Raw genomic sequence first — 15,917 nt, 5'->3', positions numbered from 1 at the left:
GGAAAGGAAAAGAACTAGAGTGGCAACTGTCATTCTGGAGAACTAAATTATGCTTGTATCTTATAAATGGTTAAAAGAATTGGTGGACATTGATGTTCCATCACAAGAGTTGGCTGAAAAAATGTCAACTACAGGGATCGAGGTAGAAGGTGTCGAATCACCTGCTGCTGGTCTCTCAAAAATTGTCGTCGGTGAGGTCTTGTCTTGCGAAGATGTGCCAGAAACTCACCTCCATGTTTGTCAGGTTAACGTTGGCGAAGAAGAAGCCCGTCAAATCGTTTGTGGTGCCCCAAATGTGCGTGCTGGTATCAAGGTTATGGTGGCACTTCCGGGAGCTCGTATCGCTGACAACTACAAAATTAAAAAAGGAAAAATCCGTGGTTTAGAGTCACTTGGAATGATCTGTTCTCTTGGCGAATTGGGAATTTCTGATTCAGTTGTACCTAAGGAATTCGGAGATGGCATCCAAATCTTGCCAGAAAATGCCGTTCCAGGTGAGGAAGTCTTCTCATATCTAGACTTGGATGATGAAATCATCGAACTTTCTATTACACCCAACCGTGCGGATGCCCTTTCTATGCGTGGAGTGACTCACGAAGTGGCAGCTATCTATGACAAGGCAGTCAACTTTAAAGAATTTACTCTTTCAGAAACTGACCAAGCTGCAGCAGATGCTCTTTCTGTGGGCATTGAGACAGACAAGGCGCCTTACTATGCCGCTCGTATCTTGGACAATGTGACTATCGCACCAAGTCCACAATGGTTGCAAAACCTTCTCATGAATGAAGGAATCCGTCCAATCAATAACGTAGTGGACGTGACCAACTACATCCTGCTTTACTTTGGTCAACCAATGCATGCTTTTGACTTGGATACCTTTGAAGGGACTGACATCCGTGTGCGTGAAGCGCGTGCTGGTGAAAAATTGGTGACCTTGGATGGTGAAGAACGTGACTTGGACGTGAATGACCTAGTCATCACTGTCGCAGACAAACCAGTAGCTCTTGCAGGTGTCATGGGTGGACAAACTACAGAAATCTCTGAAAAGTCTAGTCGTGTTGTCCTTGAAGCGGCAGTATTCAATGGCAAATCTATCCGTAAGACAAGCGGTCGTCTCAACCTTCGTTCTGAGTCATCTTCTCGCTTTGAAAAAGGTATCAATGTGGCAACTGTTAACGAAGCCCTTGATGCGGCGGCTAGCATGATTGCAGAACTTGCAGGTGCGACGGTGCGCAAAGGCATCGTTTCAGCGGGTGAACTTGATACTTCTGATGTGGAAGTTTCTTCAACTCTTGCTGATGTTAACCGTGTCCTTGGTACAGAACTTTCTTACGCTGATGTAGAAGACGTCTTCCGTCGTCTTGGCTTTGGCCTTTCTGGAAATGCAGACAGCTTTACAGTCAGCGTCCCACGTCGCCGTTGGGATATCACAATCGAGGCAGACCTCTTTGAAGAAATCGCTCGTATCTATGGTTATGACCGCTTGCCAACCAGCCTTCCAAAAGATGACGGTACAGCTGGTGAATTGACTGCGACACAAAAACTCCGCCGTCAAGTTCGTACCATTGCTGAAGGAGCAGGTTTGACAGAAATCATCACCTACGCTCTGACAACTCCTGAAAAAGCAGTTGAGTTTACGGCTCAACCAAGCAACCTTACGGAACTCATGTGGCCAATGACTGTGGACCGTTCTGTCCTCCGTCAAAATATGATCTCAGGTATCCTTGATACTGTTGCCTACAACGTGGCTCGTAAGAACAAAAACTTGGCCCTTTACGAGATTGGAAAAGTCTTTGAACAAACAGGCAATCCAAAAGAAGAACTTCCAAATGAGATCAACAGCTTTGCCTTTGCCTTGACAGGCTTGGTTGCTGAAAAAGATTTCCAAACAGTAGCAGTTCCAGTTGATTTCTTCTATGCTAAGGGAATCCTTGAGGCCCTCTTTGCTCGTTTGGGACTCCAAGTAACCTATACGGCAACATCTGAAATCGCTAGCCTCCACCCAGGACGTACAGCTATGATTTCACTCGGTGACCAAGTTCTTGGTTTCCTTGGGCAAGTGCATCCAGTCACTGCTAAGGCTTACGATATTCCAGAAACGTATGTAGCTGAGCTCAACCTTTCAGCCATCGAAGCTGCCCTTCAACCAGCTGCTCCATTTGTGGAAATCACGAAATTCCCAGCAGTTAGCCGTGACGTTGCCCTCCTTCTCAAGGCAGAAGTGACTCACCAAGAGGTTGTGGACGCTATCCAAGCTGCAGGCGTAAAACGTTTGACAGATATCAAACTCTTTGACGTCTTCTCAGGCGAAAAATTGGGACTTGGTATGAAGTCAATGGCTTATAGCTTGACTTTCCAAAATCCAGAAGATAGCTTAACGGACGAAGAAGTCGCACGCTATATGGAAAAAATCCAAGCATCGCTCGAAGAAAAAGTCAATGCAGAAGTGCGTTAAAGTATCAATCCATCCTTTGGGGTGGATTTTTGCTTTTCAAATAACAATTCAGGATCAAAAATAGACAGTTGAGGAACAGAGAAGATAAATTGGAGTTTACCAGTGTATAATGTACTCATAGCTCAAAGTACCCTAAGATTTTTTACTAAAATGAGGATGATAAAAATGGACAGAAATCATTGTAAAGGCTATCAAAAAGGAGTATAATGAGTGCAAGACATTTCGGAGGTGAAAGATGCTAGAAGTAAGAAGTCTAGAGAAAAGTTTTGGACCCAAGCAAGTTTTGTTTGGTATTGACTTTCAAGCGCGACCAGGTCGTATTTTGGGATTAGTCGGGAAAAACGGTGCTGGGAAGACAACGATTTTCCACAGTATTTTGAAGTTTTTAGAATACCAAGGAGAAATTAGTCTGGATAATCAGGATATTCGACAAGAGACCTACGCTCGGATTGGCTATCTGCCTGAAGAACGCAGCCTCATGCCTAAATTGACAGTCCTTGAACAAGTTCGTTACTTGGCGACTCTAAAAGGTATGGATGCCAAGGAGATCAAGGAAAAACTCCCTCAATGGATGAAGAGGTTGGAAGTGAAAGGGAAGCTGACTGATAAAATCAAGAGTCTGTCAAAAGGAAATCAGCAGAAGATTCAGCTCATTATTACTCTGATTCATGAGCCAGACTTGATTATCTTGGATGAGCCTTTCAGTGGATTGGACCCGGTCAATACAGAATTGCTCAAGCAAGTCATTTTTCAGGAAAAAGAACGTGGGGCAACCATTATCTTTTCTGACCATGTCATGACCAACGTCGAGGAGCTTTGTGACGATATTCTCATGATTCGAGATGGCCGTGTGGTCTTGCATGGACCAGTTCAGGATGTCCGCAATCAATACGGGAAAACGCGTCTCTTTGTTTCAAGTGAACGAAGCAAGGAAGAATTGGAAAATCTTCCTCATGTCAAGCAGGTAAGTTTGACCAAACAAGGCAGTTGGAAATTGATCTTAGAGGATGAGAGCGCTGGAAGGGAACTCTTCCCAATCTTGACTCAGGGGCAATACATCGCAACCTTTGACCAGCAAGCGCCAACAATTGATGAAATCTTTAAACTAGAATCAGGGGTGGAAGTATGAGAAATATGTGGGTTGTAATGAAGGAAACCTATCTTCGACATGTCAAATCGTGGAGTTTCTTCTTTATGGTGATTTCGCCGTTCCTCTTTTTAGCCTTATCTGTAGGAATTGGCTATCTCCAAGGATCTTCTATGGCTCAGAGTGGCAAGATAGCAGTAGTCAGCACTGTTCCAGCTGTGACAGACAGTCTTAAATCTACCAATGGTCTCAATTTTGATTATCAGGATGAAGCCAGTGCCCAAGCTGCTATCAAGGATGAAAAATTAAAAGGCTATCTGACCATTGACCAAGAGGATAGTGTCTTGAAGGCAGTTTATCACGGTGAAACTTCCCTTGAGATTGCTATTAAGCTAGGAGTAACGAGCAAGTTAAATGAGCTTCAAGATCAACTCAATCGTTCGGCAGCAAATTTGTCGCAAGAACAGGAAAAACGTTTGGAACAAACAGTTAACTTTACGGAGAAAATTGATGAATCCAAGGAAAATAAAAAAATGATTCAAACAATTGCGGCTACAGCGGTTGGTGGCTTTCTCTATATGATTTTAATTACTTATGCTAGCGTCACCGCCCAGGAAGTGGCTAGTGAGAAAGGGACTAAAATCATGGAGGTAGTCTTCTCCAGCATTCGAGCTAGCCATTATTTCTATGCTCGTATGCTTGCCTTGTTGCTTGTGATTTTGACTCATATCGGCATCTATGTCGTGGGTGGTCTCGCTGCTATTCTGCTCTTTAAAGATTTGCCATTATTAGCCCAGTTTGGTATTTTGGACCATTTAGGAGATGCTTTCTCGCTCAACACCTTATTGTTTGTCTTGGTTAGCCTATTTATGTACGTTGTTTTAGCAGCCTTCCTAGGTTCTATGGTTTCTCGTCCTGAGGACTCAGGAAAAGCCTTGTCGCCTTTGATGATTTTGATTATAGGTGGTTTTTTTGGAGTGACAGCTCTAGGTGCAGCTGGTGACAATCTCATCTTGAAGATTGGTTCATATATTCCCTTTATTTCGACTTTCTTCATGCCGTTTAGAGCTATTAATGGTTATGCAAATGGGTTAGAAGCTTGGATTTCGCTTGCTATTACGATTGCTTTTGCAGTAACGGCAACAGTCTTTATCGGACGTATGTATGCTAGCCTCGTTCTGCAAACAGATGATTTAGGTCCTTGGAAAACCTTTAAACGTGCCTTATCTTATAAATAGAAGAGCCTCGCGAAAGCGAGGTTTTTTAGAGATAAAAAGAGTGGAATTCAGAAAAATATTTTTCATATCTATTGACTTTTAGGGGTGAAATTTGGTATTATAGTAGGCGGTATTGTTTACCCCATTTGAAAGGCCCCGGAACCTTCCAAATACTTTTCGATGGGAAGGAACACCCATCACCGTAAACAAAAATCGAACTATATATAGGAGAAATCATGAACAAAACAACATTTATGGCTAAACCAGGCCAAGTTGAACGTAAATGGTACGTAGTTGACGCAACTGATGTACCACTTGGACGTCTTTCTGCAGTAGTTGCTAGCGTACTTCGCGGAAAAAACAAACCAACATTTACACCACACACTGATACAGGTGACTTTGTGATTGTTATCAATGCTGAAAAAGTTAAATTGACTGGTAAAAAAGCAACTGATAAAATCTACTACACTCACTCAAACCACCCAGGTGGATTGAAACAAATCTCTGCAGGTGAACTTCGTTCTAAAAATGCAGTACGTTTGATCGAGAAATCAGTTAAAGGTATGCTTCCACACAATACTCTTGGACGCGCTCAAGGTATGAAGTTGAAAGTATTTGTTGGAGCTGAGCACACTCACGCTGCACAACAACCAGAAGTTCTTGATATTTCAGGACTTATCTAAGGAAAGGAACAATAAAGTATGTCACAAGCACAATATGCAGGTACTGGACGTCGTAAAAACGCTGTTGCACGCGTTCGCCTTGTTCCAGGAACTGGTAAAATCACTGTTAACAAAAAAGATGTTGAAGAGTACATCCCACACGCTGACCTTCGTCTTGTCATCAACCAACCGTTCGCAGTTACTTCAACTGTAGGTTCATACGACGTTTTCGTTAACGTTGTAGGTGGTGGATACGCTGGTCAATCAGGAGCTATCCGTCACGGTATCGCTCGTGCCCTTCTTCAAGTAGACCCAGACTTCCGCGATTCATTGAAACGCGCAGGACTTCTTACACGTGACTCACGTAAAGTTGAGCGTAAGAAACCAGGTCTTAAGAAAGCTCGTAAAGCATCACAATTCTCAAAACGTTAATCAATACGATTATATCAACGTTTCAAAGCACTTTGCAAAGATTTTGCAAAGTGCTTTTTTGTCGAATTTTGAGCTAGAATAGCTTTGTGATAACCTTCTGATAACCTCTTCAAAATTTTAAAAATCATAATTCTATTTTGCTTTATTGAGATAGTCTGCAAATTTGTCAATAGAGTTTTTGTGGTGTGAGTATAGACATCTAATGTCACCTGACTGCTTGCATGACCGAGACGTTTTGATGTATTAGAAGGATCGATTCCAATTTCAGACATAAGTGTTGCATGTGTATGTCTAAACCCATGTGGGCTAATTGGTTTTAATTTATGCTTTTTAATAATTCGATTCAGTACGTTATTAATGTAATCAGCATGCAAAGGTTCAATTTTGTCATTACTTGATATGTAAGAGAACATATATTCGTTACTAATATTCAGCTTTGTTAGAGGAAACTGAGATTGTTCTTTCAGATAGAAATTTCTCCATTGCTTAATAATATCGATTGTCTCATCATCAAGATAGATTGTTCGAACTGAAGATTCATTCTTTGTGCTCTTTTCAATCGCTTTACCGTCAATTCTTCCTAGACTTTTATCTATGTTCAATAGATTGCTGTCAAAGTTAATATCAGCCCATTTTAAAGCGTATAACTCCCCTTTTCGTAGTCCACTAAATGCAAGCAGTCTAAATAAAGCAAAATGTTTAAATGGCTCAGTTTCTTTCACTATATCAAGGAAATGATGTAATTCCTCCAGAGACCAAAAATTATCTGATCTAGTTTTTTTGATTTTAGGCATGATAACATTCTTCATTGGATTTCGATCAATGTAGTTCATGTTGATTGCAAAATCAAAAATTTTTGAGGTATAGGATTTTATCTGTTTGATATTTTTGAAAGTCTGAGATTTTTGTGTAATAAAGTTTTGACAGTCTAAAGGACTGATTTGGTCAATAAATTTATCGCCAAATATTGGTAGAATATGTATTCGATAGATATTCTTAGTTTGGGAAGAAGTTGTTTCTTCAACGGTACCAACATAGGCATTAAACCATTCTTGATAAAGTTCTTTATAAGTGACTTTGGGGTTAGGTTTGTCGGTACTTACTGTGGGGGCAACGACACCAGCTTCTAAACGAGCTTCGTACAATTTTGCCTCTTTTTTGGTTTTGAACCCTCTCTTTAAGTGCCTTTTTTTCTTTCCATAAGCATCTAAGCCAATGTAAAAGCTGACATAGTATAGGATTCCTTTTTTTGTTTTGTATTTGTGTATAGACATTTTTTCTCCGTATCTAAGTTTTCGGAGCTTATGTAATTGAGAAATGAGTGTCTATCTATTTTTTCTATCTTCTTGGCGGATAGCGTATTCGTCTGTTTTAATCCAGCTCTGCCAAACTTTAGAATCTTTATTTTGGTGATTCATATAATCTATAAACTCAGACATAAAACGTTTGTTTTTCTCAGCTAGGTATTCTGAGAATATATGACGAAATTCATCTGAAAAACTATCATCAAGTGGTAGTGTTAATACCCTTTCGCCAAATTCGATACTCTTCTTTAACTTCTCCATATCGCTTTTAAAAGGTGTCACAGAACCAATTTTAGATGTTTTGAAACTATCTGTAACAATTTTAAGATTTGATGGAGCGTGTGGGTTGCTATCAAGTCCCATAATGTAAGCGACGGAAACATTAAAGTATTTTGCCAATTTTTCAGCATTATCTTTTTTAGGTTTGCGGATTCCTTGATTGTATCCAGAAAGTGTAGGATAGGCTATATTTGTAGCTTCGCTAATTTCTGTCAATTTTTTTCCGCTATTTTCTATCAGTTTAGTAATATGATTCGTCATAAGAACCTCCTTTTTATCATTATAACACATTTTATTCTTTTTGAATAAAAAAGCTTGACAAAAATTCAAAAAGAATATATAATTCAAAATGAATAACAAATTAAATGGTTTCGGAGCTTATTTAATTTAGAAATGAGGTGTGAATTTATGTCGGAAACTACTTTAGTTGTCCAGCTTCCTAAAGAATTAGAGAAGCAATTACGTGCTCACTATGATGAGATGATTTCAAATGCTGTAGCAAGAGTATTTGAAGATAAAGAACTTTATAAACCTATGGTTCGTATGTCAGGTTTGTCTAGGTGGTTAGATGTATCTACGACAACAATCCAAAAATGGACGAAAGAAGGAATGCCAACCATGGTGATTGATGGAGTGACTTTATACGATAAAAGAGCAGTAACACGATGGTTGAAGCAATATGAAAGATAGGTACTCGTATGAATGGTGTTCAGTGGATCAAGATAACAACAGATATATTTGATGATGAAAAAATTCAGCTAATAGAATCAATGCCAGAAGGAGATACTCTTATTGTAATATGGTTTAAAATTCTGGTGCTTGCAGGAAAGCAAAATAATAGTGGCATATTAAGTCTAGGGAACAAGGTTTATTACACAGAAGAGATGCTTTCAACAGTGTTTAGGCGAAAGGCTACATCTGTAAAATTAGCTCTCAGCATGTTTGAAGAATTTGGCATGATAGAAATCATAGATGGCGCTATTACCATTCCAAAATGGGAGAAACATCAGAATATAGATGGACTAGAAAAGATTAGAAAACAAACTAGGGAACGTGTTGCTCGTCATAGACAAAAACAAAAAGCACTAATTACAGGCGAGCCACAACTCGTTTTAGACTGTAACGTTACAGTAACGGATGAAAATGATAATGTAACGCAAGAGATTAAGAACAAGAGTAAGAATAAGAAAGAGATTGAGAATATACTGGATAATAGTTCTAGAAAGCCTGAAACTTATATTCCACCCAAATATTATTCTTTGTTAGAATCCATTTCTTATAAGTACAATGATAGATTTTTGTATCCTAACAATTACACTTTAACACATGCTCAGAAGATGAAGATAGGCGAGTATTTGGCTAGTGGGTATGTAACTAGTGATGAAGTCATTAGCATGATTGAACGGATTCCTGAGGATGCGACGTCTCCTTTGGCGTATTTATTTAAGTCTATGGAGAATTTAAAGCAGGAACGTATGCTGGAGTGCAAAGCTATTGCCCATGAAAATGCCCGAAAGAAGTATATGATAAATGAGTAGATATAGGACTGTTCTAAAGAAATGTTACATCACTGAGGAGCAAAATGAAATAGTGAATAACTTGATTGAAATGACAAATCATCTAAGTTTTTCCTCTTATGCCAGAAAAATGTTATTTAAGAGCTCGCCTATTTATCTTCAATTTGATTTTGAATCTTATCATGACTTTATATTTCAAGTTAGAAGAATTATCAATAACTTACGTCAGTTAGAAAGAATAGCAGAACAAAGTGAGGATTTGGATAATGTAAGGATATTTCACTACTGCGTTGAGCTGATGATAGAATATGAAAAGAAGACAAGTAAACAAGTGAAAGAACTTGTAAAACGACTAAATAAGAAAACGAGGTGATAGGACCATGAGAATAAAATCTGTGTTGAAACAGGTGTTTTTGACGGAAGAAGAAAATAAAAAATTAAATGATTGTATGAGGAAGGAAAATATTCGTAATTTTTCTGAGTTTGCTAGACAAAAATTAATACGAACAGATTTGAACATCCAAAAAGTCTCTTTTGAAGGTTTAGTTCCTTTAACAGAAGAGTTGGAACAAGTCGGAAAGAATATCAATTCTATAGCCCGTCTTGCAACTGTAGTTGGGAGAATAAGCTATGAAAACAAAATGGATATGTCTATTTTGATGCAAAAAATAGTTGATGTGATGGAGGAAAAAGATGTTTATTTTCAAAAGTAATATGGATAAGGATTTTGATCAGATATGTGAATACATATTGAAATTAAAGCGAGCAGAATTATTTCTTCATGGAATTAAACAACAAGATAAAACGAAGGCTCGTTTGTATCATGCGATGCTGGAATACTATGATGCTAACCATAAAAAAGAAAGACATATGAGAATTTTAAAATAAGGAAACGCTGTTAAAAATTTTGCAGCGTTTTTTATATATCTTCTTAAAATATTTGTACACACAAATGACAGTCAAATTGATTTTTGGGATTATTTTATCGAGAAGGAAAGATTTCTCATAATATGACTTTGCGAGCTCAGAGTCTGTATACACACACTCCCAAAATCATCCCAAAATTTGTATACACAAAGTGTATGTACTTTTTGGGATGATTTGAATTTTGGGGAATCCCCAAACCCCTGATGAATTATACGAGCAAAAAAATACCCGCTATGCGGGTGTGTACTGACCCCCAAAAGTTAGACAGAAAAAATCTAACTTTTGGGGTCAGTACAAAAGCGTTTTTATTGTATAAAGAATATCAAATAGTTTGAGGGTTTTACTTGTCGCTGTATTTCTTCACTATCCTTTTTGTAATACTCCTGCTTTGTTCCTGAAATATCTACAGTGAATACGTCATCCTTGAAGGTATAATTCTCTTTTCGGTTTATGATATTAGAGCCAGTCGGTTCGATTGTTGCACTGTCTTTATCAATTGTAAAGGTGTCGGCCTCTCCTTTGTTGCTATTTCCTTTGTTACCTGAAATGGTAAAGGCAACTTCATTTCTACTCTCGTTTATTCAACGGTATTCGCCATCTAAAGAATTGCTTGATTGGTTAGAACATGCAATTAATAAAATTGTAGATAGAGACACTAAAAGTAATGTGATAAATCTTTTCATTTACATACTTTTTATTTCTATATTATATTAAAGAAACATTACATAAGTAAGAAAGTAATTTTTTAGGTTGATCTCTTTCTTTCGGGAAAATCATTATGTTTCGGAAAGTCAAGATTTTGTTATTATTTATGATATACTGGTACCGTAATTATATCCTTACAGAGGTTAAGTAAGGGTTTCAGTACACGCCAATAGATGTCAAAATATTGATTTTAAGCGATTTTTGATTTTTGGAAACTCATTATATCGCACTACAAATCAATAAAAACTGTACCTTTTTTAGATAAATATATTATCTGGATATTGAAGTTAAGCCCTGCTGTCATTTCGATGGCAGGGCTTTTTAATATTTGGTACACTAACTTCTTATCTATATTTTGGTGGATTTTAAGTTGACATCTACAAAGTTTAATGTTAGAATACATTCAAAAATATATTTGAATGAGGTGTTTTATGATTCAAAATGTTGTTACTTCAATAATCCTGTATTCTGGGACAGCCGTAGACTTACTTATTATCCTAATGTTATTTTTTGCCAAAAGAAAAAGCAGAAAAGACATCATTAACATCTATTTAGGACAATTTCTAGGCTCTGTTAGTCTAATATTGCTAAGTTTGCTTTTTGCATTTGTCTTAAATTATATTCCTAGTAAAGAGATTTTAGGTTTACTCGGTTTGATTCCAATTTTCCTAGGTCTCAAAGTTTTGCTTTTAGGAGATTCTGATGGAGAAGCTATTGCCAAAGAAGGTTTGCGCAAAGATAATAAAAACCTGATATTTCTAGTCGCTATGATTACTTTTGCAAGTTGTGGTGCTGACAATATTGGTGTCTTTGTTCCATATTTTACTACCTTAAATTTAGCAAATTTGATAGTAGCTTTACTTACCTTTCTAGTCATGATTTATCTCTTGGTTTTTTCTGCCCAAAAATTGGCACAAGTCTCTTCTGTTGGAGAAATTTTGGAAAAATATAGCAGATGGTTTATTGCCGTTGTTTATTTAGGATTGGGGATATATATCCTGATTGAAAATAACAGTTTTGACATACTATGGACTATATTAGGCTAGGAGAAAATATTATGAAAAAAGATAGTATCTGCCAAGTGAATGTTATAAATCAGCAAAATATTACAACCGCAACGAACTACCTTGAAAAGGAAAAAGTCCAAAAATCACTTCGCATTTTAACAAAATTTACCGATAATAAACAGATAAATATCATCTTCTATCTTCTTGCTGTTGAAGAACTCTGTGTCTGTGATATAGCCTGTTTACTAAATCTCAGTATGGCATCTACTTCCCACCATCTTCGTAAACTAGCCAATCAAAACATCTTGGGCACTAGAAGAGAGGGGAAAATTATATATTATTTTATAAAAGATGAGGAAATCAGGGATTTTTTTAATCAACTAGGATAACAACTATTTTTACTACTTTTCCATGATTCTAGGGAGCTACTCTATGAAATTTCGGGTCTTCGGAATATATAGTGGAATTACTTTCTTAATAGTTTAAAAACAACTGGTGTTTAAATCGGATTTTCTGGTGGGATGTTAGGATAATCAATAGTATTATATAAAAGTATCAATCACATACGAGTGATACTTTGGGAAAAAAATAAAATAGTCCAATTTACTTGACCGTGTACTATGGTACATGGTTTATAATATTCAGGGGGTGAAATAAGATGATTTATCGCATTAGTGAGTTTGCAGATAAATGTGGAGTTAATAAAGAAACGATCAGATATTACGAGCGAAAAAATTTATTACAAGAACCTCACCGAACGGAAGCTGGTTATCGGATATATTCATATGATGACGTTAAGCGTGTTGGGCTTATTAAACGAATACAGGAACTTGGTTTCTCTTTAAGCGAGATTTATAAATTACTTGGTGTTGTAGATAAAGATGAAGTTCGTTGTCAAGATATGTTCGAATTTGTTTCTAAAAAACAAAAGGAAGTGCAAAAACAAATAGAGGATTTAAAACGAATTGAAACTATGTTAGACGACTTAAAACAACGATGTCCAGATGAAAAGCAATTACATTCGTGTCCAATAATAGAAACATTAACATGAGAGATTAATTAACGAAAGGAGCTTTTTTATGAATAAATTTAAGGTAAACATTTCAGGAATGACTTGTACGGGTTGTGAAAAACACGTAGAATCAGCACTTGAAAAGATAGGTGCTAAAAATATTGAGTCTAGTTATCGTCGTGGTGAAGCAGTATTTGAACTGTCCGATGATATTGAGGTTGAAAGTGCAATAAAGGCGATTGCTGACGCAAATTATCACCCGGGCGAAGCAGAAGAAATACAAGTGCAATCGGAAAAAAGGACAGATGTAAGTTTAAATGATGAAGGTAACTATGATTATGATTACATCATCATCGGTTCTGGTGGAGCTGCCTTTTCATCTGCCATTGAAGCCGTTACTTTGAACGCAAAAGTGGCTATGATTGAGCGTGGAACGGTGGGTGGAACTTGCGTTAATGTCGGATGCGTTCCTTCTAAGACCTTATTAAGAGCAGGGGAAATCAATCATCTAGCAAAAAATAATCCATTTGTGGGATTACACACTTCGGCTTCAAATGTTGATTTAGCGCCATTAGTAAAACAAAAGAATGATTTAGTAACCGAGATGCGAAATGAAAAATATGTGAATTTAATTGATGATTATGGTTTTGAATTAATAAAAGGTGAAGCAAAATTCGTAAATGAAAATACAGTTGAAGTAAATGGCAATCAAATCACAGCCAAAAGATTTTTAATAGCTACAGGTGCTTCTTCAACTGCACCTAATATTCCCGGATTAGATGAAGTAGATTATTTAACAAGCACTAGCTTATTGGAATTAAAGAAGGTTCCAAATCGTCTTACCGTAATTGGTTCAGGATATATCGGCATGGAATTAGGACAACTATTTCATAACCTCGGGTCAGAAGTCACTTTGATTCAAAGAAGCGAGCGTCTATTAAAAGAATACGATCCTGAAATTTCAGAAGCCATTACTAAGGCCTTAACAGAACAGGGAATTAATTTAGTAACAGGTGCAACCTATGAACGAGTTGAGCAAGATGGAGACATTAAAAAAGTTCATGTTGAGATAAATGGTAAAAAGCGAATTATTGAAGCAGAACAATTGCTAATTGCCACTGGAAGAAAACCAAATACAGAATCATTAAACTTACATGCAGCAGGCGTTGAAGTTGGTTCCCGTGGTGAAATTGTCATTGATGATTATCTTAAAACGACCAATTCCCGAATTTATTCAGCTGGAGATGTCACTCTCGGTCCCCAATTTGTTTATGTAGCTGCTTATGAAGGTGGACTTGCTGCTCGTAATGCAATCGGAGGACTAAATCAAAAGGTCAATTTAGAAGTGGTTCCAGGCGTTACGTTTACTTCTCCATCGATTGCAACGGTTGGTTTAACGGAGCAACAGGCAAAAGAAAAAGGATATGAAGTGAAAACATCGGTATTGCCGTTGGATGCTGTTCCAAGAGCGCTCGTTAATCGGGAAACAACAGGTGTTTTCAAATTAGTGGCAGACGCGAAAACATTGAAAGTGTTAGGGGCGCATGTAGTGGCAGAAAACGCAGGAGACGTAATTTATGCAGCAACATTAGCTGTGAAATTCGGTTTAACTGTTGGAGATCTGAGAGAAACGATGGCTCCATATCTAACAATGGCAGAAGGATTGAAGCTGGCTGTCCTAACTTTTGATAAAGATGTTTCGAAATTATCTTGCTGTGCAGGCTAAGGGAACTTTTTTACAACTCCCTATTCAAGTGAACCAGCTAATGCTTTAAGGGATTTTCTAAGTGCATTTGTGGTCACAAAAATAATTTAACACTGATGATTTCGACATCAAATCTATAATTGATACCTTAACACCGCAGAGTAATAAAGGATGAATAATATGTCAGACTTATTATCCTTACCAGACATTAAAACAATAGAACCGCCACAAGAAAATGAAACCGATATGATGTTTAAAGTTGAAGCAGTCGGACCACCTGAATGTTGTCCTGAATGTGGTTTTGACAAGTTGTACAAACACAGTTCAAGAAATCAACTAATTATGGATTTGCCCATTCGTTTAAAGCGAGTGGGCTTACAATTGAACCGTAGACGATACAAGTGTCGTGAATGCGGATCTACCTTCTGGGAACGCCTAATATCTGTAGATGAAAAGCGTAGTATGACCAAAAGGCTTTTAAAGTCCATTCAAGAGCAATCCATGTCTAAGACCTTTGTAGAAGTCGCAGAAAGCGTTGGTGTTGACGAAAAAACCATTAGGAACGTTTTTAAGGACTATGTGGCACTCAAAGAACGTGAATACCAGTTTGAAACTCCTAAGTGGCTTGGGATAGACGAGATACATATTATCCGTAGACCTCGGCTTGTATTGACTAATATTGAACGCAGGACTATTTATGACATCAAGCCTAACCGTAACAAGGAAACAGTCATCCAACGTCTTTCAGAAATCAGTGACAGGACTTACATTGAGTACGTCACAATGGATATGTGGAAGCCCTACAAAGACGCAGTGAACACTATCCTTCCACACGCTAAAGTTGTCGTAGATAAGTTTCATGTAGTTAGAATGGCTAATCAAGCCTTAGATAACGTCAGAAAGTCTTTGAAAGCCCATATGAGCCAAAAAGAAAGACGTACCTTATGCGTGAAAGGTTTATACTTCTAAAGCGTAAACACGATCTAAATGAACGTGAATCATTCCTCTTAGATACTTGGTTAGGTAATCTTCCTGCTTTAAAAGAAGCCTATGAACTCAAAGAAGAGTTTTACTGGATATGGGATACTCCTGATCCAGATGAAGGTCATTTTCGTTATAGTCAATGGAGACACCGTTGTATATCCAGCAACTCTAAAGACGCATATAAAGACCTCGTGAGAGCCGTAGACAACTGGCATGTTGAAATATTCAACTACTTTGATAAAAGGCTCACTAATGCTTATACGGAGTCAATTAACAGCATTATTAGGCAGGTAGAGCGAATGGGTAGAGGTTACTCGTTTGATGCCTTACGAGCCAAAATCCTTTTCAATGAGAAGCTCCATAAAAAGCGTAAGCCACGATTTAATTCAAGTGCTTTCAATAAAGCTATGTTATACGATACTTTCAATTGGTATGAAGTGAATGATCACGACATTACAGACAACTTAGGTGTCGATTTTTCCACACTTATTAAGAATTTGGAGAAGGGTGATTTATAAGCCCTTTTCCACCATAAAATCCGAATACCCGAAATTTTTTGATGAAAATTACTCACAAGAAATAATATATAGAACTGTTTAAATATCTTCAGGATAGAAAAAGAAA

General features: G+C 37.4%; 16 protein-coding genes and 2 pseudogenes. 14 read left to right on the top strand and 4 right to left on the bottom strand.

The genetic code is table 11. From position 1 onward, the window contains the following. The first annotated feature begins 49 nt into the window (after nt 1–49). The 5 genes from pheT to rpsI all read left to right on the top strand — a co-directional run bounded on the left by pheT (nt 50) and on the right by rpsI (nt 5,853). Nucleotides 50–2,455, top strand: coding sequence for a phenylalanine--tRNA ligase subunit beta (gene pheT / locus QM409_RS02895; protein ID WP_414305261.1), 2,406 nt, complete (start codon nt 50–52; stop codon nt 2,453–2,455). Between the two features lie 235 nt (nt 2,456–2,690). Beyond that, nucleotides 2,691–3,584 carry an ABC transporter ATP-binding protein gene (locus QM409_RS02890; protein WP_000895284.1) on the top strand — a complete coding sequence of 298 codons (894 nt, stop codon included), beginning with the start codon at nt 2,691–2,693 and terminating at the stop codon, nt 3,582–3,584. After that, a complete protein-coding gene (locus tag QM409_RS02885; protein ID WP_414305262.1) occupies nt 3,581–4,780 on the top strand; it encodes an ABC transporter permease in 1,200 nt (399 codons plus the stop codon). Before QM409_RS02890 ends, QM409_RS02885 begins: the two co-directional genes overlap by 4 nt. A gap of 215 nt (nt 4,781–4,995) precedes the next feature. After that, a complete protein-coding gene (rplM, locus tag QM409_RS02880; protein ID WP_001044624.1) occupies nt 4,996–5,442 on the top strand; it encodes a 50S ribosomal protein L13 in 447 nt (148 codons plus the stop codon). 18 nt (nt 5,443–5,460) lie between these two features. Next, complete coding sequence (rpsI, locus tag QM409_RS02875; RefSeq protein ID WP_000075973.1) at nt 5,461–5,853, top strand: 30S ribosomal protein S9; 393 nt, start codon at nt 5,461–5,463, stop codon at nt 5,851–5,853. A 14-nt stretch (nt 5,854–5,867) separates the two neighbouring features. Here rpsI and QM409_RS02870 read toward each other — a convergent pair whose 3' ends face one another. Next, a complete protein-coding gene (locus QM409_RS02870; protein WP_414305263.1) occupies nt 5,868–7,127 on the bottom strand; it encodes a tyrosine-type recombinase/integrase in 1,260 nt (419 codons plus the stop codon). A 51-nt stretch (nt 7,128–7,178) separates the two neighbouring features. Next, nucleotides 7,179–7,697, bottom strand: coding sequence for a helix-turn-helix domain-containing protein (locus QM409_RS02865; protein WP_125443366.1), 519 nt, complete (start codon nt 7,695–7,697; stop codon nt 7,179–7,181). Nucleotides 7,698–7,844: 147 nt separating this feature from the next. On the opposite strand from QM409_RS02865, the gene QM409_RS02860 reads away from it, so the two are divergent. The 4 genes from QM409_RS02860 to QM409_RS02845 all read left to right on the top strand — a co-directional run bounded on the left by QM409_RS02860 (nt 7,845) and on the right by QM409_RS02845 (nt 9,841). Beyond that, nucleotides 7,845–8,126, top strand: coding sequence for a hypothetical protein (locus QM409_RS02860; protein WP_000005472.1), 282 nt, complete (start codon nt 7,845–7,847; stop codon nt 8,124–8,126). An 8-nt stretch (nt 8,127–8,134) separates the two neighbouring features. Beyond that, the gene (locus QM409_RS02855) at nt 8,135–8,974 is read left to right on the top strand and encodes a phage replisome organizer N-terminal domain-containing protein (protein ID WP_001014727.1); all 840 of its coding nucleotides are present in this window, start codon (nt 8,135–8,137) and stop codon (nt 8,972–8,974) included. 359 nt (nt 8,975–9,333) lie between these two features. After that, entirely contained in the window at nt 9,334–9,666 is a 333-nt protein-coding gene (locus QM409_RS02850) for a hypothetical protein (protein WP_001220782.1), read from the top strand. Further along, nucleotides 9,647–9,841 (top strand): hypothetical protein, encoded by a 195-nt coding sequence (locus QM409_RS02845; RefSeq protein WP_000469564.1) that lies wholly within the window; start codon nt 9,647–9,649, stop codon nt 9,839–9,841. Before QM409_RS02850 ends, QM409_RS02845 begins: the two co-directional genes overlap by 20 nt. Nucleotides 9,842–10,185: 344 nt before the next feature. Here the strand turns inward: QM409_RS02845 and QM409_RS02840 are convergent. Together QM409_RS02840 and QM409_RS02835 are read right to left on the bottom strand one after the other, a co-directional pair. Beyond that, nucleotides 10,186–10,563 (bottom strand): annotated as a pseudogene (locus tag QM409_RS02840) (hypothetical protein). Nucleotides 10,564–10,814: 251 nt separating this feature from the next. Continuing rightward, nucleotides 10,815–10,988 (bottom strand): FanG protein, encoded by a 174-nt coding sequence (locus QM409_RS02835; protein WP_071788300.1) that lies wholly within the window; start codon nt 10,986–10,988, stop codon nt 10,815–10,817. 28 nt (nt 10,989–11,016) lie between these two features. On the opposite strand from QM409_RS02835, the gene QM409_RS02830 reads away from it, so the two are divergent. From QM409_RS02830 to QM409_RS02810, 5 genes and pseudogenes are all read left to right on the top strand, one after another. Next, nucleotides 11,017–11,631: a CadD family cadmium resistance transporter gene (locus QM409_RS02830; RefSeq protein ID WP_000615750.1), complete on the top strand. Its 615-nt coding sequence runs from the start codon at nt 11,017–11,019 to the stop codon at nt 11,629–11,631. An 11-nt stretch (nt 11,632–11,642) separates the two neighbouring features. After that, nucleotides 11,643–11,981: a Cd(II)/Zn(II)-sensing metalloregulatory transcriptional regulator CadX gene (cadX, locus tag QM409_RS02825; RefSeq protein ID WP_000711088.1), complete on the top strand. Its 339-nt coding sequence runs from the start codon at nt 11,643–11,645 to the stop codon at nt 11,979–11,981. A gap of 269 nt (nt 11,982–12,250) precedes the next feature. Further along, nucleotides 12,251–12,643, top strand: a complete 393-nt coding sequence (merR, locus tag QM409_RS02820) for an Hg(II)-responsive transcriptional regulator (protein ID WP_000640389.1) — start codon at nt 12,251–12,253, stop codon at nt 12,641–12,643. Nucleotides 12,644–12,671: 28 nt separating this feature from the next. Beyond that, nucleotides 12,672–14,330 (top strand): mercury(II) reductase, encoded by a 1,659-nt coding sequence (merA, locus tag QM409_RS02815; protein WP_001031943.1) that lies wholly within the window; start codon nt 12,672–12,674, stop codon nt 14,328–14,330. A 159-nt stretch (nt 14,331–14,489) separates the two neighbouring features. Next, nucleotides 14,490–15,811, top strand: a pseudogene (locus QM409_RS02810) (ISL3 family transposase). Nucleotides 15,812–15,917: the final 106 nt, after the last annotated feature.

This window comes from Streptococcus mitis, from assembly GCF_047465045.1.
Classification (GTDB): domain Bacteria; phylum Bacillota; class Bacilli; order Lactobacillales; family Streptococcaceae; genus Streptococcus; species Streptococcus mitis_DT.
Note: the sequence above shows the minus strand (reverse complement) of the source record. Positions and strands in the feature narration are given on the sequence as shown.

Bases quoted from the DNA above. Each gene is read 5' to 3' on its own strand.
- QM409_RS02890 (WP_000895284.1), top strand. From the start codon at position 2,691: ATGCTAGAAGTAAGAAGTCTAGAGAAAAGTTTTGGACCCAAGCAAGTT.
- rpsI (WP_000075973.1), top strand. From the start codon at position 5,461: ATGTCACAAGCACAATATGCAGGTACTGGACGTCGTAAAAACGCTGTT.
- merA (WP_001031943.1), top strand. From the start codon at position 12,672: ATGAATAAATTTAAGGTAAACATTTCAGGAATGACTTGTACGGGTTGT.
- cadX (WP_000711088.1), top strand. From the start codon at position 11,643: ATGAAAAAAGATAGTATCTGCCAAGTGAATGTTATAAATCAGCAAAAT.
- QM409_RS02885 (WP_414305262.1), top strand. From the start codon at position 3,581: ATGAGAAATATGTGGGTTGTAATGAAGGAAACCTATCTTCGACATGTC.
- QM409_RS02860 (WP_000005472.1), top strand. From the start codon at position 7,845: ATGTCGGAAACTACTTTAGTTGTCCAGCTTCCTAAAGAATTAGAGAAG.
- QM409_RS02830 (WP_000615750.1), top strand. From the start codon at position 11,017: ATGATTCAAAATGTTGTTACTTCAATAATCCTGTATTCTGGGACAGCC.
- QM409_RS02835 (WP_071788300.1), bottom strand. From the start codon at position 10,988: ATGTATTCTAACATTAAACTTTGTAGATGTCAACTTAAAATCCACCAA.
- QM409_RS02870 (WP_414305263.1), bottom strand. From the start codon at position 7,127: ATGTCTATACACAAATACAAAACAAAAAAAGGAATCCTATACTATGTC.
- rplM (WP_001044624.1), top strand. From the start codon at position 4,996: ATGAACAAAACAACATTTATGGCTAAACCAGGCCAAGTTGAACGTAAA.
- pheT (WP_414305261.1), top strand. From the start codon at position 50: ATGCTTGTATCTTATAAATGGTTAAAAGAATTGGTGGACATTGATGTT.
- QM409_RS02865 (WP_125443366.1), bottom strand. From the start codon at position 7,697: ATGACGAATCATATTACTAAACTGATAGAAAATAGCGGAAAAAAATTG.
- QM409_RS02850 (WP_001220782.1), top strand. From the start codon at position 9,334: ATGAGAATAAAATCTGTGTTGAAACAGGTGTTTTTGACGGAAGAAGAA.
- QM409_RS02855 (WP_001014727.1), top strand. From the start codon at position 8,135: ATGAATGGTGTTCAGTGGATCAAGATAACAACAGATATATTTGATGAT.
- QM409_RS02845 (WP_000469564.1), top strand. From the start codon at position 9,647: ATGTTTATTTTCAAAAGTAATATGGATAAGGATTTTGATCAGATATGT.
- merR (WP_000640389.1), top strand. From the start codon at position 12,251: ATGATTTATCGCATTAGTGAGTTTGCAGATAAATGTGGAGTTAATAAA.